Genomic DNA, 23203 nt, shown 5'->3' with positions numbered 1-23203 from the left:
CCACTGCACCGGTGCGCACCGGCTCCTCCCCACATTCGCGCAAGAGAACCTGTATGAACCTGTCTGTCGTCGAAGATGACCCCGTGCGGTGCGTGCGGCGGGCCGATCAGCTTGTCTGCGGCTGGGGGAGGCGCTCCACTGCACCGGTGCGCACCAGCTCCTCCCCCCATTCGCGCAAGGTTACCTTGTCCGTCTTCTTCAGCGCAGAACGCTGTGGCAGAGCGTCCACGAACTGAATGTACGACGGTCTGGACCACTTGCTGACCCGTTCCTGTATGAAGTCGGCGACGGCTTCCTTGTCGATGGTGGCCCCGTCCTTGAGGCGCAGCCAGGCGAAGACCACTTCCCCGGCATAGGAATCCTCGACAGGGTGGACGACGGCATCGCGTACACCGGGGTACTCGACCAGGGCTTCTTCGATGGGCCTGGTGGGAACGTTGTAGCCGCGATAGAGGACCATGTCGCGTTTGCGGCCGGTTATCCACAGGCGGTTGTTCACGCGACGGGCCAAGTCGCTGGTGGCCATCCAACCGTCTTCCGCGACGATTGTGACGTGGGTGCGTTCGGGTGTCCAACGCTCGGCGTTGATGTAGCTTCCCCGTACATAGATCTCACCGGACACCCCGTCGGGGACGACCCGGCCATTGTCATCACGAATTTCGACGTCCGCGGGCGAGAATATGACTCCAGCGCTGCTCAAGATTTCAAGATCCCCGGACTGATGGTCATCCTTGTCGAGTGCGGAGAGCATGCCTGATTCCGTTTGTCCGTAGACCTGCACCAGCTTGTCCCCGCCGATGGCGGCTATGGCTTCGGACAGATCGGTGGGGCTGATCGTCTGTCCGGCGTAGACGACCGTGCGCAGGTGGGAGAGATCGGTGAGTTCGAAGGAGGGATCGCGAACAATGGCGGTGAGCTGACTGGATGGCAGGAAAACGTCGGTGATCCGGTAGCGTTCCAGCTCGCTGAGAATACCAGCTGGTGTTGCGCGGCCGCGATAGACGCAGGGCACCAGACCCGCGGTTGCGAACATCTGGGCCATGCCGTTGCCTTCCAGTGAGGACAGCGGCATGGTGCAGAGGAAACGACCTGTGATGCCGACGCCACCGCAGCGGCTGATGTAGTTGTACGTCATGTCCTCGGTGCTCTGCGCACGCAGGTACATGCCCTTGGGCTCGCCGGTGGAGCCCGAGGTGTAGCGCAGTGTCATCCAGTCCTCGCCGCAGATCCGTTCCGCGTAGGGAGTCAGCTCGGCCGGGGACAGTTCTTGGGAGAAGTCGATGAAGGACTCCTCCTCGACGATCGGAACTCGGTAATCGGCAGTCATCACATCCTCGGCCATGTGACGGGTCTTGGCGTCCACGAGGACTAGCCTGGCGCCCGACTCGCTGAGCATGTGTTGTCGTGCCGGGGCGGAGGCGAAGGGGGCCAGGGCGGAGGTCACACGGCCCGCGAGCAGGATGCCGATGTTCATCGGGAATTTTGCGAGGGTGTCGGACCCGGTGAAGGCGATGATGTCCTCATGGGCAGTGCCGTGTTCGGTCAACATGTCGATGGTCGCCTTGGCTGCGGCAGCGGCCTGACGGCCGGTGAGCGTCCTGGTGTCATCGATGACGGCCGGCTCATCGGCCTTCTCCGACCAGGAGCGGATGATGTCCTTCAGGAATTGCAAGGGGTGTTCCTTTCGTCTTCTGCTTCTCGGGGGATTCGAGCAATGATGGATTCGAGGATCTCGCCGGCTGCTGCTTCGCTGCCCAGGTAGAAGTGATGTCCCGGATGGGCCAGCAACTCGGTGCCGGACGACGTGAACCGCTCCCAAGCGGGGGCGTCCTCGGCGCTGAAATCAGGATCTTCCGTCCCCATGTGGAGAATGATCGGTATGGCCAGCGGGAGCGGCGCCCGGTGGTGCGTCTCGGCCAATCTCATCTCCAGGCGGACCTGCGGGAGCAGCACGGCTGCGAGCTGCTCGTCCTCGAGCGGACAGGGCTCGTCCGGGGACATCGCCGCGATCGAGGCGACCAGCCTCTCGTCGGGCAGCTCATGCCTTGGGTTGCTCACCGGCTGGTCGGGTGCCCTGCTCCCCGAGATGTGGAGCCCCAGCAACTCACGGTCCTGACCGGCCAGCGCAATCGCAGTCTCGTAGGCGAGCAGCCCGCCCATCGAGTGGCCGAAGAGCACGGTGCGCTCGGCCTCGTTCCGAATGGTTTCGCCCACGATCAAGGACATTTCTTCGAGTGTGCTGGCTGGCGCCTCGGAGAAGAGCTCCTCGTGGCCCGGGTACTGCACGACCGTCAGTTCGACTCCGAGCCGCTGAGCGGCGGGGACCCAGCATCGGAAGTACGAGGCGCTGCCGCCCGCATGGGGCAGGACCGTGACACTGACAGTGGGGTGCCCGGGCCGTGTGAACCGGTGCAGCGCGGTGCGTGTCAGCATCCCTCCTCCATGCGCAGGATCGTCTCGGCCAGACGCTTGACCAGAGGCGGCCGTACGCAGCTGAAATGATCTCCCGGAGTGCTGTAGTGCCGCACTTCGCCCACGGTCGCGGAGTCCCAGAACGCGGTGCGCTGTTCCTCCACACCCGGCATGTACGAGTTGTCCTGTGCGGAGGTGACCAGATGAATGTTGGTGAGGAGCACTGGGGGTCCAGCGAAGGAGGCCTCGTAGCTGTGTGAGAAGAGCGCGTGTTCGGATGACAGCCATTGCTGGTCGATGGTCTCGCCGGTCAGGCGGCGATGGTTCCTCGCATAACCGGCCAGGCGCTGTTCCTCGCTCATCCGGTAGAAGTTCTGGAGGCGTTCGATGGCTCCGGTCAGGGCCGGCTCGCCCGTCGCGGCGTCCTCGATCATCGCCGGGATGTCGATCGGTCCCTCGGAGCCGCTCGGCCGTTTGACCAGAGAGGCCATCGACATCAGGTCCTCGGGCTGCAGGCCGAGGATCGCGGGGGGCAGGCCGAGGGCAGACAGGAAGAACATGTCCTTGAGCATGGGGTCATTCCCGGCCAGGGTCGGTGGCGTTGCGTTGATGACGACCGGTGCGCGCGTCTCGACACCCAGATCGGCAAGTGCTCCCGAGATGGCTGCGGCAATGAATCCCCCGATGCTGTGCCCGACGACCCGCACCTGCTCGGGAACCAGATCGGTGATGAGTGGTGCGATGGCCTGCGCGAGTTCGGAGAAGGTCTTCGCGGGATCGAGCGTCAGATACCAATCCGGGACGGACGACCTGACTCCGATGACGGGGCCGTCGGCCAGTTGCTCGGCCAGGGGCTGCAAATAGGCGGAGTCCAGCAGCGCCCCGGGCGCCATGACCGTGAGTAGCCCGCCTTGGGCCGGGCCGGCCATCCGCATCAGCGCGATGCCGTGCTCGGAATCCTCCGGGAGTTCGAGGGCCGGCCGTTCTTCGGCGGGACCTCCAGAGGCCGCCGAAGCGTTGGCCAGGAAGGAGTCCAGACCGATGGGGCGGGGATCGTCCATGAGGGCGCGCAGGACGGCGTCGAAGGGAAGGCCTCGGGCCTGCTCGAGCTGTTCGCGGACGGCCGTCACCAGCTGGGCCATGACGAGCGAGTCCGCGCCGTGCGCGAACAGATTGTCGGTGCTGGTCAGCTCGGGACGGCGCAGGACTGAACGGCACAAGTCGAGGCACCGGGATTCTTCGCTGGGGAGTTCTCGGGACGCGGCGCCCGCATGCAGTCCGTCTGCGATCGTGATCAGTTTCTCCCGATCGATCTTGCCGTTGCCGGTGAGAGGGAGTTCGGTGCGGACGCAGATGCTGGCCGGTATCCAGCCAGAAGGGAGATTCGAGGCGAGCAGCTCGCGCACATGCTGCTCGACCAGCTCCGAGCGACTGCGGTCGATCGTTCCGACAAGCAGAGTCATCGAGTCGGTGGCCTCGCCGATCATGTGCACGGCATCGACCCCGGTCGTGCTCAGCGCGGTGCGCACCTGCTCGACCGAGTCCTGTGCAGTGGTGACGACGATGCAGGCCACGCCGGCCGTGCCGACCGGTAGCCCGCGGAGAAGTGATGCCGGGTCGGCGGCGTCGATGATGATGAGGTTCGCCCTGCCCAGCTGCTCATCCCGGGGGACGGTCCCGTCCCACTCATGCCACTCGTGCGCTTCGAAACGCATGTCGGGGCCGAGTCCGGCGTGAACAGCCGGGTCGGGGACGAACAATTGGTACTGGTAGTCGAAGCCATGAATAACCGGTGTGACCGCGCCGGAGAAAGGAGACTCCCGGGCGAATTCGCAGCAGGTCATCGTGTGGCGCTCCTGCCGGGACAAATAAGCGGCCAAGCGCTGGGCCAGTGCTGCCACGCTCCGCTCCAGGAATTCCCGGCTCCCGGACTCGGCGTGTCCGGCCGCGACCCGTCGGGCCAACGCGATGGAGGTGGACATGTACTCGTCGAACTCGCAGTCCCGCGCATCGGGATCGGGAACGACGAACAGGGCGAGAGCCAGATCTCTCGGTCTCTCCGCCCGAGGCGCGTGGGCGACGGTGACAGCTCGGGCGACGTCGGGCGCACGCGTCGCGAGTGAGTCGATCTCTTTGAGTTCGATGCGGTGCCCGTGGACCTTGACCTGCGTGTCAGTGCGCCCCAGGAACTCGATCTCACCGGACGGGAGCCACCGACCCCGATCCCCGGTCCGATACCAACGAACCCCCTCGACAACCACGAACTTGGACGCGGTCAACTCCGGATCCGACTCATAACACCTGGCCAAAGAACCACCCGAGATCACGATGTCACCGGCTACCAAGTCCGGACGCGCCCGCCACGAACCATCCACCACATCCATGCACTGACCCGACAACGCCACCCCATACGGAATCGAGGAGCCCACCTCATCCCCCGCACGCAACACATGAAAATTCGACCAGATACCAGCCTCAGTCGCGCCACCCAACGCGACCACCCGCATCACCGGATTGTGAGCCCACAACCTCACCCCCAGATCAACCGGAACCCAATCCCCCGACACCAGGACCAGACGCACAGAAGACAACCGCCCAACCGGCGCAGCCTCCAGAACCATCGACAACTGAGCCGGCGCAGAATTCCACACACTCACCCGGTACCGGGCCACGAGATCGGCCCACACGACCGGATCCGCATACCGCCCAGCAGGCGGAATCACCAACGACCCGCCCCGGCCCAGCACGCCGAACAGATCGAACACCGACAGATCAAAACCCAACGACGACACCAGCAACGCACGATCATCCGCGGTCACAGCCCACCGGGCCACCACATCCGCAATCGTGTTCATCGCCCCCTCATGCGTCATCACCACACCCTTCGGCTCACCAGTCGTCCCCGACGTGAACACCACATACGCATCGAGCGACGAATCCAACGAGACCTCGACCCCGAACGGATCCTCGAGCACCGGAACACGAGCCAACCACGACTCATCCACCACGACACGAGCCCCGCAGATCCCGGCAATGCGCTCACGCCGAGCACGCGGATGCCCCACATCCACCGGAACATAACAACCACCAGCCGCCAGCACCCCCAGCACCGCGACGACCTGACCCACACCACGAGGACAGGAGACCAACACACGATCCCCCGGCCGAAGACCCCCGCCCCGCAGCACCGCAGCAACAGCCAACGCCCGCCGAGCCACCTCACCGAAACCATGCTCACCCTGCTCATCAATCACCGCGACCCGACCAGGATCAGCCCCCGCCACCTCGAAGAACCGCCCATGAAGACAACACCCCCCACCACCAACAAACGAGGGCGATTCCGCACGCGCCATGCCGAGCGCCCGACCGTGCATGGCTTCGCTTCCCGAGAGGGTCTCGCCGGCCTCTCCCGTCAACCAAACGGTGAAGCGCCGGAACATCGCGTCGACGACTGAGGGCTCGATCGTGCCATCGCGCACATCCCAGTTCACGCACAGGCAACCGCCGAGCACCGAGACCTGACAATCGATGAACACCTGAGGGGTCTGTGTGATGCCGCCGGTGATGCGCCAGGCCAGTGACTGCCCGGCGCGACGGCCGGACGCTGTATCGATGGCAGCTGTGAAGACATAGGGGAATGTCAGCTGTGTGCCACCCGACAGACGAGCGAGATCGCGCATGACCGCTACACCGGAGTAGGCGCGATGGTCGAGCACATCAGCGAGTTCCTGGGAAATGGTGCGGGCGCGTTCTGCATCTGTCGTGTCCGTCCGACTGACACGCACCAGGCCCGTGGAGGTGAAGTCTCCGACCAGGGCATCAATGTGGGGGTGCAGGGCCTGGCGGTCCAGCAGCGTGGCGACGAGCGTGAACTCGGGATCCTGTGCCCACTCGCCGAGCACCTTCGCGTAGCCGCTCATGGCCAAGGCGGCGGGGGAGACGTTGATGCTGCGGGCCAGATCCATGAACCTGCACGTGGCATCGACGTCCAAGGCGTGCGCGTGACGAGTGAAGGAGACGGGGCCGTCGAGTCCGGTTGCGGTCGGTGCTGGCAGTTCCGGGGCCCTGGGGATGTTCTTCAGTCGATCGGCCCAGAACCGGTGGTCCTGCGCAGCCCGGGGGCTGTCCTCGTCCAGCTCCGTCGAGACGACGTAGTCCCGGAAACTCGGGCCCTCGGGGCCCAGGTCTGCGTGCGGATCAGCGTGCAGGGCGACGAGCTGATCGATCATGAGGGTCATGCTGGTCCAGTCGGCGACGAGGAAATCGATCGACAGGTGGAGTCGATCATCGGTGGGGCGTTCACCACGGCTGATCGCCAGCTCCATGAGAGGGGGATGGTCCGCGTCGAGGATCTGGTGCGAGAGCCGATCGCGCAGTCGGGGGAGCTGCGCGGTGTCAACGACGGTGATCGGGCGGCGTCGGATCTCATGGCGGGGATGGGTCTGCTGATAGCCGGACCGGTGGAAGCTGGTCCGTAGCATGCCGTGACGCTCGATCAGCCTGTCGAATGCATTTTCCAAGCTGGCGGCGTCGATGGGGCCCATGTCGATCTCGAGATAGGCGTGGCAGGCGGTGCCGCCGCCTTGGAAGCTGCTCGACCTGCCGAGCAGGTAGGCGGTTTGGATGTCGGTCAGGCTGAAGGGCTCGTACTGATGCTCCGGGTCCCCGCGGAGGACGGGCGCGTTCTCCGCGCGTAGTGTGTCGATGATGGCCTTCCTGTTGGCCTTGATCCGGTCTCTCAGCTCGGTTGTCATGGCGCCCGCCGGGGCCCTGAACCGCAGCGAGCCGTTCTCCTCCCAGAGCTTGATGCCGGACGCCCGGGCGGCGGCTACGAGGTGATCGATCGAATGCGTCATGGAGTGCCCTTCCTTCGGGAGGATTCATCAATTGTTCAAATACATGGACGAGTCTTACCTGCTGCATACTATATTAGGACAGACTTCCCTAATCACTTTTGTACGCCGATACCGAGGAGTCCCCGTGGGTGATCATCCCGTGCCTCTTGAAGGACTGATCCAAAATGCTTCTGACAAGGTAAGAGAGTTGCTGGCGGGCAAGCTGGACGCGGACCCGGAGGAGATCGGTTGGGACGATGAGTTGACGGCCATAGGGGTCGACTCGATCGCCCTGATGGCGGTGCTCGAGTGGTTCCTGGCGGTTTCCGGCGTGCGGGTCCCCTATGCGGATGCGGTTGCCTCGCGCACCGTTGCGGGCTTGGGTCGGCTGCTGGCCTCGTACGGTTCCGAGCCCTGCCGGGTCGATCCTGGGAGGGCGCCGGCCCCCGTGCCGGCGCAGGTCGATGATGCACAGCCGTTCGCCCTGTCCGTGATGTCGCAGGCGTACTGGGCGGGCCAGCACATCGATGAGGGTGCGGAGTCGGTTGTCGCGCATTTCTACCACGAGTTCGATGGCGCTGCCATTGATCCGCGACGCATGGAGCACGCCTGCCGGCTGCTGTATGAGCGCAACCCGATGCTGCGTGCGGTGGTGACGGCCGACGGTGCCCAGTACGTTCGCCCGCTACCCGATGACTGGGCCCTGCCAGTGGATGACCTGCGCGATTTCGACGAGGCCGGGCTCACCGCCAGGCTGCAGGAGATCCGTGAGCAGAGGGCGCAACAGAACATGCGTCCTGACCGCGGCGAGGTCTTCCAGGTGTGGCTCGCTCTGCTGCCGGAGGGGCGGAGCAGGACCTTCGTCAAGCTCTACATGGGGGTCGGCGATGCGCTGAGTTTCAAGATGGCGCTCGAACAGCTCGCCGCACTTTACAAGAACCCGGATGAGCCGTGGGATGAACCCGGCATGACCTATGCCCAATACATCACCGCCATGGCGGCTGGCGGTGATCCCGCGCGTGAAGCCGACAGGCAGTGGTGGCTCGAGCGCCTCGACAGGATGCACGAGGCGCCCTCGTTGCCAGCTGGTGACCTCGGTGCCCCGTTGCATTCGCGCCGACTGGCCCACCGTTTCGAGGCTGATGAGTGGGCAGCTTTGCAAGGGCTCGCAGCTGACTTGGGCGTGACCCCCACAGTCCTGCTGCTCACGGTTTTCGGTGAGGTGATCGGAGCCTGGAGCGAGAACCGCGATCTGGTCATCAACATGCCGGTCTTCCGCAGGGAGGAGTTGCACCCGGATGTCATGCGTATCGTGGGTGATTTCACGGGCAGCCTACTGGTCGACCTGAGCACCGGGGGCGACGAGTCGCTGGCTGAGAAGGTGCGGATCAACGCCGTGCAGGTTGCCGATGCGCTGGGCCACAGCCATTACTCGGGCGTCGAGGTGCTTCGTGATCTCAACCGCTCCAGTGTCGAACGGCGCACTGCGCCGATCGTCTTCACTTCGGCCATCGGTATCGGCGAGTTGTTCGGGCCGGACTTCATGGAGGTCTTCGGTCCGCCCAGCTGGGTCGTGTCGCAAGGGCCGACTGTCCTCGTCGATTGTCAGGTCTCGGTGCTCGGCGGTTGCCTGTGCGTGAACTGGGATGTGCGCGAGCACGTCATCGATGATTCGGCCGTTGATGCCATGTTCGCCGCCTTCACCACGTGGCTCGATTCGATCGCGAGGAATGGTGCTGCCGACGGGCCTGCGGTGGTTCCTGAGACTCAGCTGTCGGTTCGTCGCGACCGCGTCGCGGCGTTGAACCGTGTTTCCGGGGATTCGAGCTCCTCGTTTGTTGGTGGTGGGGGGTGTTGTCTTCATGGGCGGTTCTTCGAGGTGGCGGGGGCTGATCCTGGTCGGGTCGCGGTGATTGATGAGCAGGGTGAGCATGGTTTCGGTGAGGTGGCTCGGCGGGCGTTGGCTGTTGCTGCGGTGCTGCGGGGCGGGGGTCTTCGGCCGGGGGATCGTGTGTTGGTCTCCTGTCCTCGTGGTGTGGGTCAGGTCGTCGCGGTGCTGGGGGTGCTGGCGGCTGGTGGTTGTTATGTTCCGGTGGATGTGGGGCATCCGCGTGCTCGGCGTGAGCGCATTGCCGGGATCTGCGGGGCTCGTGTCGTGGTGGATGAGTCGTGGTTGGCTCGTGTTCCGGTGCTCGAGGATCCGTTCGGGGTCGAGGTCTCGTTGGATTCGTCGCTCGATGCGTATGTGGTGTTCACGTCGGGGACGACTGGTGAGCCGAAGGGTGTGGTGATGACGCATGAGGGGGCGATGAACACGATTGCGGATGTGGTGGCCCGGTGGGCTGTGACCGCGGATGATCGTGCGTTGCTGGTGTCGTCGTTGGGTTTTGATCTGTCGGTGTTCGATCTGTTCGGCGTGCTGGGCCGGGGCGGGTCGTTGGTGATTCCGCCTGCTGGGCGGTATGCGGATCCGGTCGTGTGGGCCGATCTCGTGGCCCGGTACCGGGTGAGTGTGTGGAATTCTGCGCCGGCTCAGTTGTCGATGGTTCTGGAGGCTGCGCCGGTTGGGCGGTTGTCTTCTGTGCGTCTGGTCCTGGTGTCGGGGGATTGGGTTCCGGTTGATCTGGGGGTGAGGTTGTGGGCTCACAATCCGGTGATGCGGGTGGTCGCGTTGGGTGGCGCGACTGAGGCTGGTATCTGGTCGAATTTTCATGTGTTGCGTGCGGGGGATGAGGTGGGCTCCTCGATTCCGTATGGGGTGGCGTTGTCGGGTCAGTGCATGGATGTGGTGGATGGTTCGTGGCGGGCGCGTCCGGACTTGGTAGCCGGTGACATCGTGATCTCGGGTGGTTCTTTGGCCAGGTGTTATGAGTCGGATCCGGAGTTGACCGCGTCCAAGTTCGTGGTTGTCGAGGGGGTTCGTTGGTATCGGACCGGGGATCGGGGTCGGTGGCTCCCGTCCGGTGAGATCGAGTTCCTGGGGCGCACTGACACGCAGGTCAAGGTCCACGGGCACCGCATCGAACTCAAAGAGATCGAGCATGCGATCTCGACTCACCCCGAAGTCATGGAGGTCGCAGTTGTCGCTTCCGAGGGACGCACCCGTCAGATGTATGCAGCGGTCGTCACCCGTCCCGGTGCACGGCTGACCGTCGACGAGCTCGTCGGTTGGCAGGAACAGCAGATCCCGTGGCCGTGTACGCTGCTGTCCTTCTTCGACGAGTTGCCACTGAACCGCAACGGCAAGGTCGATCGCGAGGCCGTGCTCGCCAGGCTCATGGCAGAGCACCCGGACGGGGGCCCGATCGCCGGGAGTCCACTCGGTCCGCTCGAGGCTGCTGTCGCCGCGTACTGGTACGAGTACTTGTCCGTCCCGGTCCGCTCGGCCGACGATGATTTCTTCTTGCTCGGCGGCGATTCCCTGATCGCCTCCAGGGTCATTGCCGCAATGCGTCGCGAGGGCTGGACGACGAGTCTCGCCGAGGTCTTCACCCACCCGAGACTGGGCGATTACGCGAAAACCTGCGTTCCCCCGCAGGGGATCCGGGAGGATCAGGCGTCCGCACTCGCCCACGATGCTGATCACGCGTACGAGCCCTTCGGGCTCACCGAAGTGCAACGCGCCTACCTCGTGGGACGAGATCCCGAGCTGACACTGGGCGGCGTGGACTGCATCTTCTACCGGGAATACCGCGTGGAGGAGGTTGACGAGCAGCGCCTCGGCAGGGCCATCGACACGGTCGTGGCCCGGCACCCGATGCTGCGCACCGTATTCGAGGGGACGAGCCAGCGGGTTCTGGCCGAGGTGGGGCCTTACCGCGTCGTGCGATCCGCCGGCGCCGAGGCCGAGCGCATGCGCCGTGAGCTGTCCGGCCGCGCCTTCGAGCCCGACAGGTGGCCGCTATTCGATGTGCGAGTGCTCGAATTCGACGGTTCCCCGCACATCTGCGTGACCACGGACTCGATCGTCATGGATGCCGCCTCCGTGCTCATCTTCCAACGCGAGGTGGACGCGGCCTATGCGGGTCATGAGCTGGAGGCGCCGCCCGAGATCGACTTCCGCGACTACGTCGTCGGGTACCTCGAGGACGAGGCCCTCTCTGGTGAGCGCCGCTCGGCGGCCCTCACCTATTGGCGGGAGCACGCCCGCGAACTCCCCCCGAGCCCCGCTCTGCCCTTGGCGCGTAGTCCCGAAGAGCTCGGCGTGCCCGGCATCGAACGCCGTACGATCCAGATCGACGCCGGGCAGTGGGAGCTGTTGCGGGAGCGCTGTCGCCGGGAGGCGGTCACTCCGTCGGTTCTCGTCCTGGCCTCCTTCTGCGAGGCGATGCGCGCCTTCAGCGGGCAGTCGGCCGTCTCTGTTGCGGTTACCGTGTTTGATCGCCCTGAGGTTCACCCCCAGATCGATCGCGTGCTCGGCGACTTCACGTCGCTGGTTGTCGCCGCGTACCGTGCGAGCGGCGAACAGGATTGGGCCACCAGGGTGAAGGACGTTTCGCATGAACTGGCCCATGATCTCGAGAACTTCAGCGTCGGCATGGGGGCCATCGGGCGCCTCGCCCAGGAAGCCGGAGCCACTTCTGCCTTTCCGGTCGTGTTCACCTCGGCGCTGGGCATCGAGCAGACCTTCGGCGGGGACAGGGGCCTCTTCCGCGAATGCACCGGAGGAACATCCGCCACGCCCCAGGTCTGGCTCGACCATCAGATCAGCGACGACGGACAGGGCGGTGTGCGTATCAACTGGGACCATGTGGTCGGTCTCTTCCCCGAGGGCCTCATCGAAAGCGCCATGGCTCATCAGAAGGCACTTCTCGACTTCGCTTCGGAACAGAGCTGGGATACCAGCCCGCCTGCGGCCATCACTGAACGGGAGCGTGAGACCCGCCGATGCTTCGAAGAGCCGGCAGAGACGGAGCCCCGCCTCCTCCACGCGGATCTTGTCGCACTGGCCCGAACGGTCCCCGACGAACCGGCGCTTGTCGGTCCGGACGGGAGGATCCTCTCCAGAGGCGCCCTGATGGACCGTGCCTCACGCGTGTGCGCGGTGCTGAGTCACGAAGGCGTCGGGGCTGGGGAACAGGTGATGATCAGACTGTCCGATCCGGTGTCACGGGTGGCCGCGATCTACGGCGTCCTCATGGCCGGGGGCTCCTACGTACCGGTCAGTGCGGATCACCCGCGTCGGCGGGTCGACTCGATCATCGCCCAGACCGGGTTGCGCACGGTCATCGACGACGACTGGATGCTCCGTCTCGAAGGCAGTGCTGGACCGACTGCCACGTCGTGGGGGCCCGGTCCGGCCCGGCCCGAGGATCCCGCGTACACGATCTTCACCTCGGGCTCGACCGGCGAGCCCAAGGGCGTGGTCCTTTCGCATGAAGCCGCTGCCGCCACGATCGACGCGGTGCACGCCCGTTGGAAGCCGCGGGAGGGCTGGCGGGGTCTCGCTGTATCGGCCGTCGACTTCGACCTCTCGGTCTTCGACCTGTTCGGCTGCCTGGGCTCGGGAGGGCTGCTCGTACTGGTAGGGGAGCAGCACCGTCGAGACTCGCAGAGCTGGGCGCGGTTGGTTCGTGAGCATCAGGTGAATTACTGGAACACCGTGCCGACTCTGCTCGAGATGCTGCTCGTGTCGGCCGGGCCGGGTGATCTGACCAGCCTGCGTCCGGTCCTCGTCTCGGGCGACCGGGTGCCGCTCGATCTTGACAGCAGGCTCATCGAGGCGTCACCGCGGGCCATGCTCGTCGCCCTGGGCGGCGCCACCGAGTGCGCCATCTGGTCGAACTGGTTCGAGCCGACTGGTGATGAGTCCTGGCGCCAGCAGTCACCGGCTTGGGACAGTGTGCCGTACGGGCATCCGCTGCCGGGTCAGCGCTTCGATGTGCTTACTGCCGAGGGAGAGCCGTGCCCGGACTGGGTCGTCGGCGAGTTGACCATCAGCGGCTGCGGCGTGGCAGAAGGCTATGTCGGCGAGGACCAGGGCGGCTTCCGCGTCGACAGTGCGGGCCGGAGGAGCTATCGGACAGGCGACCTGGGGCGCTTCCGCCCCGGCGGTCTCCTCGAGATCCTGGGACGCCTCGACGATCAGGTCAAGGTGCGTGGCCATCGCATTGCCACGGGAGAGGTGGAGGCCGCCGCGGAATCCCTCCCGGGGATCGAACGTGCCGTAGCCGGTGTGATCGAGGGCGAGGACGGGGCGATTCTCGCCCTGGCCTGCGTGCCGACCACGGCAGCCCTCAGAGGGGAGACCGGTCGGGTCGAAGTCGATCCGGTGCACGCGGAAGGCAGCCCGAGTCATTTCGGTCTGCCTGCCAGGGCGATTCGGGTTGCGGCTGTGCTGCGTGAAGTCATTTCTCGCACGCACCGCGACGACGGCACCCTTCGTGTCCTGGAGTTCTGGGAGGCGTGGCTCGCCGGTCAGGAGATCGGCCGGCTCTTGGTCGAGGACATCCCGGTTGTCGAGCTGCTTGCCGATGTGCTGGCCCGGCGCCGTCCTCTGGCCGACCTCGGGACGGAGCGGGCCACGGATGTCATGGCTCAGATGAATGACCAGGAGGAGTCCGCATGCGCGCTGGAGTGGATGCTTCGCAGCGCCCGCAAGATCATCGATGGGTCCAGCGCGTCGTACGTTGGGTTGTGGGCGTCCACCGCCGTTGCTCATGAGCTGGCCGGACGCATTGGCGGCATCGAGGCGGATCGCGATCATCTGGTTCCTACCGGCGAGTCCGAGGTCTGGGCGGGCCGGGGGTTCGATCTGGTCCTCGCCCCGTTCAGCATGCACACCTTCGCCCGGCCCGAACGGGCCATGCGCCGCGCGGTGAGGGCCCTGCGTCCCGGTGGGCATCTGGTGATGACTGAGATCGGACGCCTGGCCCCCGAAGCCCTGCTCTCGGCAGTACTGCTCGAGGACGGATTCGGCCCCGACGGGAGCAGAGCGTCCGATCCGATGCGGGGGCACTGTCATGATCTCGACGAGTGGGCCGAGCTGGCCGTCCGTTTTGGCTTGCGTCCGACTGCGGCGATCTCGGTGGAGGGGAGCACCGTGTACGGGCTCGTCCTGCAGCGTCCGGGCGAGGACGAGGAGCTGGACGGAGAGCGGCTCCGCGCTCAACTTGCTGAGCGTCTGGCCGCACCATATGTGCCCCGGCTGTGCGAGATCATCGACGCCGTCCCCATGACGCGCAATGGCAAGGTCGACCGGATGACCGTCATGGCCGCCCTGCGAGTCGGCGGCGCCGGAGCACTCGGCGGCGGGGAGGCCCCGGGCGCGGGCCTGGAATCATTGGTCGCCGAGTGCTGGCAGTCGCTGCTCGGTGCCAGCGGGATCAGCCGGACCGATTCCCTGTTCGACCATGGCGGCGACTCGCTCTCCGCAGCCCGGCTGGTGGTGGAGCTGGAACGTCGCACCGGAGTGCGGCTGTCCCTGCGCCGGATACTGGAGTCCCCGACCGTGCAGGGCATCGCCGAATCCTTGGCCATCGCCGGAGCCGATGACAACGGCGAGGGTTTCGAGGAGGGCGAACTGTGAGCAGGATCGGTGTGCTCGGTTCCTCGGGAGGGGTTGGGCGGTGCATCCTGGCATCGCTCAAGACCGCAGGGCATGAGACCTTGGCCGGGGTACGCCGCTCTCCTGGTCCCGGCCAGGTGAGAGTGGACGAGGATCTCGGAGCGGCCCTGGCCGGGGCCGTCGACGTGGTCATCGACGCCTCCCCCTCCCGAGCAGATAAATCCACCGTAGCCGCCATACTCGACGCCGGAACGCCGGTTGTCGGGGTCGGTCACGCACTGGTTGGAGGCAGGAGTCTGCACGTACGCTGCGCCGGAGCCCTGCCGGGCATCCTCACCGCTGCGCCGCTGCTGCTTGACCATCGGGGTGGTGGCGTCGAGTACCACGCGCTGCTGGCCGGCGCCCTGAGTCGCACTTCCGCCCGTGACATCCTCGAGGGCGCCCGCCGAAGCGTCGGCACCGAGGTCCAGCGGGACGCCCGCATGCCTGGTGTCGACGCGGAGGTTGATCTGGTGGCTTTCCAGGACGAGGACACTCGCGCTGTCGATGCTCTGTTCGGGGCTCCGATTCGCTGGCTGAACGCATGGGCCGGCCGTGCCCTCCGCGAGGCCCTCTTCCGCGCTGTCGGAATGGATGCTGAGGAAGCCTCGGCGAGTCTCGCCGCCGCCTCGCTCAGGCCCGTTCTGGAAGGCGGTTCCGAAGTCATCGTCCACGTTGCAGGGGCCGGTGAGAGGATCCTCATCGAGGCTCCCAGCATCGCCGGGATCTGCGCGTGGACGGCTGTTGCCTGTGCTGTGGAAGCAGCGGCCGATCCCGGCCCGGCGCGTTCGACGACCGCCGTCGAGTTGCTCGGGGAACGGGCCGGCGACCATCTGAAAAACATTCTCACGAGGGCGGGGGCCCGGCTGCTCGATGATGTCGAGGAGCAGGAGGAGGGCGAGCTGTGAATCGGGTCTTGGTGTGCGGATCGACCTTCGGGGCGGTCCATGCCTGTGCAGTCGATCGGGCCGATGATCTTCAACTGGCCGGGCTCTTCGCTTCGGGGAGCGAACGGTCGAAGACCTTGGCGCGTGCATACGGCGTCCCGCTCTGGACCGGAGTCGAGCATGTGCCGCGTGAGAGCGACGCCGTGGCCTCGGTCGTTCTACGCAGCGCCGCTCTGGGCGGTCATGGTACGGAACTGGCCGAGAAGCTCATGGACAGCGGCTGGAATGTTCTTCTCGAGCAGCCCGTCCGAGCGGATGAGATCAAGCATCTGCTGGCCAGTGCCACTCGCAACAAGGTGATCCTGCACGTGGGGAATCTCTACCTGCGCCTGCCGGCAGTGGCAATGGTCACCAGGGTCGCCGGACGGATGCGCGGACGGATCAGATCGGTTCGCATCAGTGCCTCGTCCCAGACCCTGCTGCCGGCCGCGGCTTTGTTGCGTCGGCTCGTGCAGGGCGGGAGCCCGAGGATCGAGCATGTCTCGACTCACGCGGGTGTGACCACATGCATCGGGTGTTGTTCGGACACGGGCTTCACCCTCACGGTGCACAACGAGCAGGATTCCGTCAACCGAGACGACGGGCTGCTGGCCCTGTTGGGCGCCGAGATCATCACCGATGCCGGTGTGCTCGCCATGGCGGACTGCTCCGGTCCTGCGCTGTGGTACCCGAGGCTCGAAATGGGACGACTCGACGCCTTCGGTCTGCCTGCCGGGCTGCCTGGCAGCCCGCACCGGGGCCTTGTCCTGAGCTCCTCCCCCGGATGGTCGCTCGACGATTTCATCAGGATCGCCTGGACCGCTGCGATCGCTGAGGACATCAGGGCCTGCGCACGTGCCTCCGTCGGCTCGGGCTCCGACCGCAGGGAGTTGGCCCGGAGCATCGCCGATGCCACATGGTGGACCCTGCTGTCACGCGAGATCGGACTGCCGGCCCAGGCTGAGAGGGAGGCCTGGAGGCTCGATGCGGCATGGTTCGAGCAGGTGCGCGCGATCGCGGAACCGGAGTGACATCCGCCCGCCGCCATCGGTTCCTCTCCGAACCGGTCGAATCCTCGTCTCCGGTCCGGTCCGGTGCGGAGCGGGTCTGGGCCGCCCCTGTCCGCCTGCGGGGGCGCTCGTTTCGGGCCCGCGGGTAGCCTTGATCATGTGAGTCATGAGCCCCAGGGCGCTGAGGACGCCGTCCAGGACGCGTCCGGCGATGCCGTCGCCCTGCACGGGGCCGACGCCTTCGCTGGCGGTCCCGGCGCAGCGCAGGAGTGGTGGGACGATCCCGCCATGCCCTGGAAGCACCGGCCCGGCAGGTCCGACATCTCCTGTCTGGTCTGGATGGGCGCCCTCGGCGTCTTCAGCCTCGCCATGATGCCGCTGCGCGCCTGGCTGCTCGGTGCCCCCAGCCGCATCCCCGCGCTCGTCGCGGCGACCGGCTCGCGCACCGGCAGCGCAACTCTCGGCGCGCTGGTGCGCGAGGGCGACTACCGCCTGGTGATCCCATGGGTGCTCGTCCTGATGGCCGGAACCGTCATGAGCTGCAAGTTCGACTGGGTCTACTGGTGGGCCGGCAAGCTGTGGGGTCGCGGCATGATCGAGGTCTGGGCCGGTCGCTCGGAGCGCGCCCGGACCCGGTACGAGAAGGTCGAGCGCTGGGCCGACCGGGCCGGCTGGGTGGGCATGCTGCTCGCCTACCTGCCCGTTCCGCTGCCCCTCATGGCCGTCGTCTTCGTCCTGGCCGGCGCCAACCGGATGAGCGTCCGCCGCTTCGTCGCCATGGACTGCGCCGCCTGCTTCATCTGGCTGCTCGGCTTCACCGCCATCGGCTACCTGGTGGGCGCGCCCATCACCTCGCTGCTCGCCGGCTACGCGAGGATCGCCAACTACGTGTCGATCGCGCTCGTCGTGGTCGTTCTCGTCGCCGCCCTCACGAGCTCTTGGCGCAGGGCGAGGGCCCAGGGTGCCAGGAACTGATTCCCGCGTCCTCAGTCCCTCAGTTCGGCGAGCGCCCTCGTGCAGTCCTCCTGGGCCCGCCGGCCGTAGGCGACGAGGATCGCCTCGTCCACCTCCGTCGGCGTCGCGGCCAGCGTCCGCACCGCGATGCGCGCCGCGTCGTCCGGGGGCCACCCGTAGACGCCGGCGGAGATGAGGGGGAAGGCGACGCTGCGCGCCCCCAGTTCGTCGGCCACCGCCAGGGCGGCGCGGTAGCAGTCGGCCAGGATCCCCGAACGGTCCTCCGTGCGGGAGAAGACGGGGCCGACGGTGTGGATGACCCAGCGCGCCGGCAGCCGTCCGGCCGTCGTCGCGACCGCCCGCCCGCGGGCCAGCCCGTCGGGCAGGCTCGTCGCCCGCAGCGCTCGGCAGGCCTCGAGCACGGCGGGCCCGCCGGCCCGGTGGATGGCCCCGTCCACCCCGCCGCCGCCCAGCAGCGAGGGGTTCGCGGCGTTGACGATGGCGTCGGCCGCGACGGTGGTGATGTCCGCGCGCACGATCCGGATGTCCATGGGCCCATTGTGGCGCGCGGCGCCGCCGTCCCGCGCGGGTTCCGGCGCCCGCACCGAGCCGTTCGTAATAGTGTGTGCCAGAGCGTCAGATGGGAGTGCCATGAACCTGGAAAAAGTCGTCTTCGGCTTCTTCGTCACCCTTGCCGCGGCACTGAACCTCGGCTTCTTCCTGGGCCGGATCGACGATCCGGCCCTCCACAACGGCTACGAGCTGGCGGCCGCGCTCGTCGTGAGTCTCATCACCACCGTCCTCAAGTTCGGCGACCGCACCCAGCTGGGCGCGGTCCACCTGGCCACCTCGCTCGTGGCCGATCTGCAGCTGGCCGTCGCCGCGGTCATCTGGGTGTGGGCCACCCAGGTCGTGGCGACGACGATGACGCCCGCCCACATCTCGCTCATCGTCTCGATGTCGGGAGGCGCCCTGCTGGCCAACCTCGTCTCGGTCGTCCTCATGATCAGCGAGATCATCCAGATCAGGCGCTGATCACGCCATGCCCGCCAGCTCGACCCGGCAGCGACGCCAGGGGGCGCTCACCGACGTCTTCTACCTCATCCTGCGAAGGATGCGCTTCCCCCTGCTCCTGCTCATCGGCATCTATGCGGTGTGCACCCTCGGGCTGAGCCTCATCCCCGGCGTCGACGCGCAGGGCGGGCCCGCCGACCCGATGGGCATGTTCAACGCCTTCTACGTCGTGAGCTTCACGGGCACGACGATCGGTCTCGGAGAGATCCCCCAGGCCTACTCCACCGCGCAGCGCATGTGGATGCTGGGCACGATCTACGCGACCGTCATCGGATGGTCCTATTCGCTGGTGAACATCCTCGCCCTGCTCCAGGAGGACGCCTTCCAGAACGCCCTGCGCCAGGCCCGGGGTACGCGCAAGATCTACTCGATCCGCGAGCCCTTCTACATCGTCGTCGGCGCCGGCGAGACGGGCATGCTCGTCTGCCACGGCCTCGACCGGCTGCACCTGCGCTTCGTCGTCATCGAGCGGGACGAGGACCGCCTGGCACGCCTGCGCCTCGAGGAGTTCCACCAGGACCCGCCGCTCATCGCCGCCGACGCCTCCCAGCCCCAGGTGCTGTCGAACGCCGGGCTCGTCTCGCCGCACTGCCGCGGCGTCATGGCGCTGACCGACGACGACGAGAAGAACCAGGCCGTCGCCGTGACGACCCGGCTGCTCGCCCCCAGGGTGGCCGTCCTGGCCCGCATCCGCAACCGGGACGCCGAGACCCACATCGGGGTCTTCGGCGGGGACCTCGTCGTCAATCCCTTCCAGCGCTTCGCCCGTCAGCTCGCCTCGGCGATCACCGCCCCCGAGCGCTACCGCCTGCGCGAGACCCTCATCGGCTTGGAGGGGGAGTCGATGCCCGAGCCCCACCAGCCGCCGCGCGGCAAGTGGATCATGTGCGGCTTCGGGCGCTTCGGCCACGCCGTCGTCGACGAGCTGCGCGGCGCCGGGATCGACGTGACGGTCATCGACGTCGCCCACTACGACGAGGGCGGCGTGGACGTGCGGGGCTCCGGCATCGACTCCGAGTCCCTGCTGGCCGCCGGCGTCAAGGAGGCCGACGGCATCGTCGCCGGCAACGCCTCCGACACGAAGAACCTCGCCATCGCCGTCACGGCGCGCGACCTGAACCCCGGGATCTTCGTCGTCACGCGCCAGAACCAGACGGCCAACGCGCCCCTGTTCGACACCTTCACCGATGACCTGTGCATGGTGCCGAGCCACATCGTCGCCCAGGAGTTCCTGGCTCGCATCACGACGCCCCTGCTCGGTCAGTACCTCAGACGCATCAGCCAGTACTCCGAGAAGGAGTGCAAGCTGCTGTGCGACCGTCTGGCCCGTTACGGACGTGGGCGCATCCCCGAGCTGTGGGACGTCGTGCTGCGCCGCAACGGGGCCGAGGCGGTCTGCGCGGTGCTCAAGCAGGGGGGCCCGGTCACGGTGGGCCAGCTGCTCACCGACCCGAGCTCGCGCGGCTGGCGCAGCGAGGCCGTCGTCCTCATGGCCCGCCGCGGCAACCGGACGATCGACCGCCCCGGGCCCGAGCACGAGCTGGCCCTCGGCGACCGGCTGCTCATCGCCGGCTCGGACCGCGGCCGCCGTGACGTCGAGTCCGTGCTGCGCAACCCGAATGCGTTGAGTTATGTGCAGACCGGGCAGGAGGGCAATGGGGGCGCCCTGTGGCGCTGGGCCAGCCGGCTCGCCGGGCGCTGAGCAGGGCCTGACGAGCCCCTCAGGCGCGGGCCCCGCGCCGACGTGGACCCGCCTGATCTCGGCCTTGCGAGCTCCGGGGCCCCGGAGGCGGCCGGGCCGTCACCGGCCCTCCCGGGGGACGGGAGGGCCGGTCATCGCCGATCATCCGGCTGATCGCTCACCCCTGCCGACCGAGGTACGCGTACAGCCCGGCCAGCGGTTTCGGCGCCCACCAGTTCCACTGGCCGAGCACGGTCATCGTCGCCGGCACGAGCAGCAGCCGCACGAGCGTCGCATCGGCGGCGACCATGATGGCCAGGCCCACGCCGATCTGCTTGATGGCGATCATCTCGCCCGAGACGAAGCCGAGGAAGACGGCGATGATGATCGCGGCGGCCGAGGTGATGATGCGGCCCGAGCGCTGCAGCCCGCGGGCCACGGCCTCGTCGTTGTCGTACCCGGCCCGCCAGTACTCGCTGATGCGGGCCAGCAGGAAGACCTCGTAGTCCATCGCCAGGCCGAAGCCGAAGGCGGCCAGGCAGGCCACGATGAAGGTCTCAAGTCCCGAGGTCCTCGGCAGTCCGAGGTGCCCGCCCTCGAAGAGCCAGGCCGTGGCGCCGAGCGAGGCGACGAGGGAGAAGCCGTTGATGACGAGCGCCTTGAGGGGGACGACGAGCGAGCCGGTCATGCAGAACAGCAGGACGAGGACCGCCACGACGATGATGAGCGCCGCCCAGGGCGCCCCCTGCTCGATCGAGTCGATGAAGTCGGTCTGCTGGGCCGCCGCCCCGCCCACCCAGAACGGGTGGTCGGCGGTCATCGCGCGGATCCGGTCGACGGCGTCGACGGCCTGCTGGCCGACCGGGTCGTCGACGTCCATGAGGACGCTGATGAGCGTCATGTCCTCGTGGCCGGGCAGCGGCGCGGCCGTCACATGGGTGACGTCGTCCATGGCCCGGATGTCGGAGACGAGTCCGGCCGCTCCGGTCGTGTCGGTCTGGGCGACGATGCTGATCGTCGGGGTGGCCAGCGCCGGGTAGTCGTCCTGCACGATGTCGTAGCCGGTGCGCACGGAGGAGTTCGCGGGCATGTACTCGGTGAAGTTGCTGCGCACGCGCAGTGAGCCGACGGGCGTGGCCATGAGGGCCAGCAGCGCCACGATGACGACCATGACGGCCCACGGGTGCGCCACGACCCGGCGCGACAGGCGGCTGAAGACTCCGTCGTCCGAGGAGGAGTCGCCCACGGCGGCGAGCACGCGTCGCACGCCCGGTACCCTGCTCAGCGCGCTGGGCCGCACGAGCCGACGGCCCAGCAGGGTGATGACGGCCGGCACGAGCGTGAGTGTGCACGTCACGGCGAGCAGGGTGACGACGACCGCGCCGGCGGCGATCGTCCTCAGCACGGGGGAGCGCATGACGAACAGGCCGGCGATCGAGCAGGCGATGGTGAGCGCCGAGAACGAGACGGTGCGCCCCGCGGTGGCGACCGTGCGCACGACGACCTGCCGGACGAGCCCGCCCATGACGGCGCCCCGCGGCGGCTCGGCCCCGGCGAGCCGGGCGGCCATCTCCTCGCGGTAGCGGCTCACGAGCAGCAGGCCGTAGTCGATCGACAGGGCCAGGCCGATGATCGAGATGACGTTGAGGGTGAACGAGTTGATGTCGAGGACGAAGGTGAGGCACCACAGCGCGCCCATGCCGACCAGGATCGAGACGATCGCCCCGATCAGCGGCAGTCCCGCCGCCAGAAGGCCGCCGAAGACGATCACCAGCAGGACGAGCGCCACCGGCAGGCTCACCGACTCGCCGCGCACCAGGTCCTTCTCCACGAGCCCGGTGATGGAGTCGGAGATCAGCGTGGCCGACACGGCGTGCGCGTCCGCGCCGGCGTCGTGGGCGCGCAGCGCGTCGAGGCAGGCGTCGCGGGCGGTCTCGGCCACCCGGTCGTTGGCGGTCTGCGAGGCGCGGTCGTCGAGCCCTTCGTCGAGCTCGACGAGCTCGACGAAGCCGTCGCCGTCGGCGGACAGCAGCGCCCGGGCCTGCTGGGAGGTGGGGTCGGGCATCGTGAAGGCGTCCGTCACGGATGCGACGCCGTCGAGGCCGGCCAGTTCGCCGCGGACCGCCGAGGCCGCCGCCGCGGCGCTCGCCGGGTCGCCCGCCACGTCGACCCCGCTCACGACGACGGTGATGCTCTCCCCGCCCTCCCCGTCCGTACGGGTCATCGAGTACACGACGTGGGAGTCGGTGTCCGGGGTGGTGGCCTCCGCGCTCGCCAGCCTCTCGAAGAGACCGCCGGCGCCCAGACCCTGGAACGCGAGCCCGGTCATGACGGTGAGGAGCAGTGCCCAGACGGCGAGGACGACCACCGGGTGCCGGGATACGGCGAGGCCGATGCGGGTGAACATGAGGGCTCCCTGTGTCTCGTTCGCCAAGAGTTTTGCCATGCATTATGGCAGCGGCCGCCGACCGGACCGGGGTCGGCTCGGGCGCGCGGGGGAGCCCCTTCCCGGTTCCTCTGGTCACTTGGTCTTCGGCGGGCCGGCTCGATGCGGGGGAGTCCGCCAGGACGGCCCCGTTGGAACGCGCCGGCGCCGGGGAGCTCGGAAGCCGGGGAGTCCGCGCGTCCCCGGGCGTCACCGATCCGACCGGGCCACGGCACGAGTGCCCACAGTGGGAATCCGTGCCCCGGACGTCACTTGGCCGACGAGGACCAGACCCATCCTTGCCGCGGGGAGTTCCGCGCGCCCGGACGTCATGGCGGGG

At 67.4% G+C, this 23203-nt stretch carries 11 protein-coding genes; 6 read left to right on the top strand and 5 right to left on the bottom strand.

The features are described 5' to 3' along the window. Nucleotides 1-106: 106 nt before the first annotated feature. The 3 genes from EGX94_RS04330 to EGX94_RS04320 are packed head-to-tail and all read right to left on the bottom strand — an operon-like array spanning nt 107 to nt 7268. On the bottom strand, nt 107-1672 hold the full coding sequence (locus EGX94_RS04330; RefSeq protein ID WP_021797603.1) for a class I adenylate-forming enzyme family protein: 1566 nt from the start codon (nt 1670-1672) through the stop codon (nt 107-109). Continuing rightward, nucleotides 1660-2433 carry a thioesterase II family protein gene (locus EGX94_RS04325; RefSeq protein ID WP_021797609.1) on the bottom strand — a complete coding sequence of 258 codons (774 nt, stop codon included), beginning with the start codon at nt 2431-2433 and terminating at the stop codon, nt 1660-1662. Before EGX94_RS04325 ends, EGX94_RS04330 begins: the two co-directional genes overlap by 13 nt. Then, complete coding sequence (locus tag EGX94_RS04320; protein ID WP_123825939.1) at nt 2427-7268, bottom strand: non-ribosomal peptide synthetase; 4842 nt, start codon at nt 7266-7268, stop codon at nt 2427-2429. The genes EGX94_RS04325 and EGX94_RS04320 overlap by 7 nt, the downstream gene beginning before the upstream one ends. Nucleotides 7269-7392: 124 nt before the next feature. Between EGX94_RS04320 and EGX94_RS04315 the strand changes: the two genes are divergently transcribed. The 4 genes from EGX94_RS04315 to EGX94_RS04300 all read left to right on the top strand — a co-directional run bounded on the left by EGX94_RS04315 (nt 7393) and on the right by EGX94_RS04300 (nt 17704). Continuing rightward, nucleotides 7393-14775, top strand: a complete 7383-nt coding sequence (locus tag EGX94_RS04315; RefSeq protein ID WP_021797046.1) for a non-ribosomal peptide synthetase — start codon at nt 7393-7395, stop codon at nt 14773-14775. 122 nt (nt 14776-14897) lie between these two features. After that, nucleotides 14898-15701 carry a hypothetical protein gene (locus EGX94_RS04310; RefSeq protein WP_123825937.1) on the top strand — a complete coding sequence of 268 codons (804 nt, stop codon included), beginning with the start codon at nt 14898-14900 and terminating at the stop codon, nt 15699-15701. Then, nucleotides 15698-16750, top strand: a complete 1053-nt coding sequence (locus EGX94_RS04305) for a Gfo/Idh/MocA family oxidoreductase (RefSeq protein ID WP_021797041.1) — start codon at nt 15698-15700, stop codon at nt 16748-16750. The genes EGX94_RS04310 and EGX94_RS04305 overlap by 4 nt, the downstream gene beginning before the upstream one ends. Nucleotides 16751-16888: 138 nt before the next feature. Then, complete coding sequence (locus EGX94_RS04300) at nt 16889-17704, top strand: DedA family protein (RefSeq protein ID WP_021797043.1); 816 nt, start codon at nt 16889-16891, stop codon at nt 17702-17704. A gap of 11 nt (nt 17705-17715) precedes the next feature. Here the strand turns inward: EGX94_RS04300 and EGX94_RS04295 are convergent, their stop codons facing one another. Continuing rightward, nucleotides 17716-18234: an O-acetyl-ADP-ribose deacetylase gene (locus EGX94_RS04295; RefSeq protein WP_028707152.1), complete on the bottom strand. Its 519-nt coding sequence runs from the start codon at nt 18232-18234 to the stop codon at nt 17716-17718. 100 nt (nt 18235-18334) lie between these two features. On the opposite strand from EGX94_RS04295, the gene EGX94_RS04290 reads away from it, so the two are divergent. Further along, nucleotides 18335-18718 (top strand): DUF6394 family protein, encoded by a 384-nt coding sequence (locus EGX94_RS04290; RefSeq protein ID WP_021796424.1) that lies wholly within the window; start codon nt 18335-18337, stop codon nt 18716-18718. 7 nt (nt 18719-18725) lie between these two features. Next, on the top strand, nt 18726-20459 hold the full coding sequence (locus EGX94_RS04285; protein ID WP_021796422.1) for a potassium channel family protein: 1734 nt from the start codon (nt 18726-18728) through the stop codon (nt 20457-20459). A 157-nt stretch (nt 20460-20616) separates the two neighbouring features. On the opposite strand, the gene EGX94_RS04280 is transcribed toward EGX94_RS04285, so the two are convergent. Continuing rightward, nucleotides 20617-22872, bottom strand: a complete 2256-nt coding sequence (locus tag EGX94_RS04280) for an MMPL family transporter (protein WP_226906047.1) — start codon at nt 22870-22872, stop codon at nt 20617-20619. Nucleotides 22873-23203: the final 331 nt, after the last annotated feature.

Source organism: Propionibacterium acidifaciens (assembly GCF_003798325.1).
Classification (GTDB): Bacteria; Actinomycetota; Actinomycetes; order Propionibacteriales; family Propionibacteriaceae; genus Propionibacterium; species Propionibacterium acidifaciens.
The sequence above is the reverse complement of the archived record's forward strand: the minus strand, read 5'-3'. Positions and strand labels throughout refer to the sequence as shown.

Excerpts from the sequence above, each read along its gene's own strand:
- EGX94_RS04325 (WP_021797609.1), bottom strand. The coding sequence starts at position 2,433 with ATGCTGACACGCACCGCGCTGCACCGGTTCACACGGCCCGGGCACCCC.
- EGX94_RS04320 (WP_123825939.1), bottom strand. The coding sequence starts at position 7,268 with ATGACGCATTCGATCGATCACCTCGTAGCCGCCGCCCGGGCGTCCGGC.
- EGX94_RS04295 (WP_028707152.1), bottom strand. The coding sequence starts at position 18,234 with ATGGACATCCGGATCGTGCGCGCGGACATCACCACCGTCGCGGCCGAC.
- EGX94_RS04290 (WP_021796424.1), top strand. The coding sequence starts at position 18,335 with ATGAACCTGGAAAAAGTCGTCTTCGGCTTCTTCGTCACCCTTGCCGCG.
- EGX94_RS04285 (WP_021796422.1), top strand. The coding sequence starts at position 18,726 with ATGCCCGCCAGCTCGACCCGGCAGCGACGCCAGGGGGCGCTCACCGAC.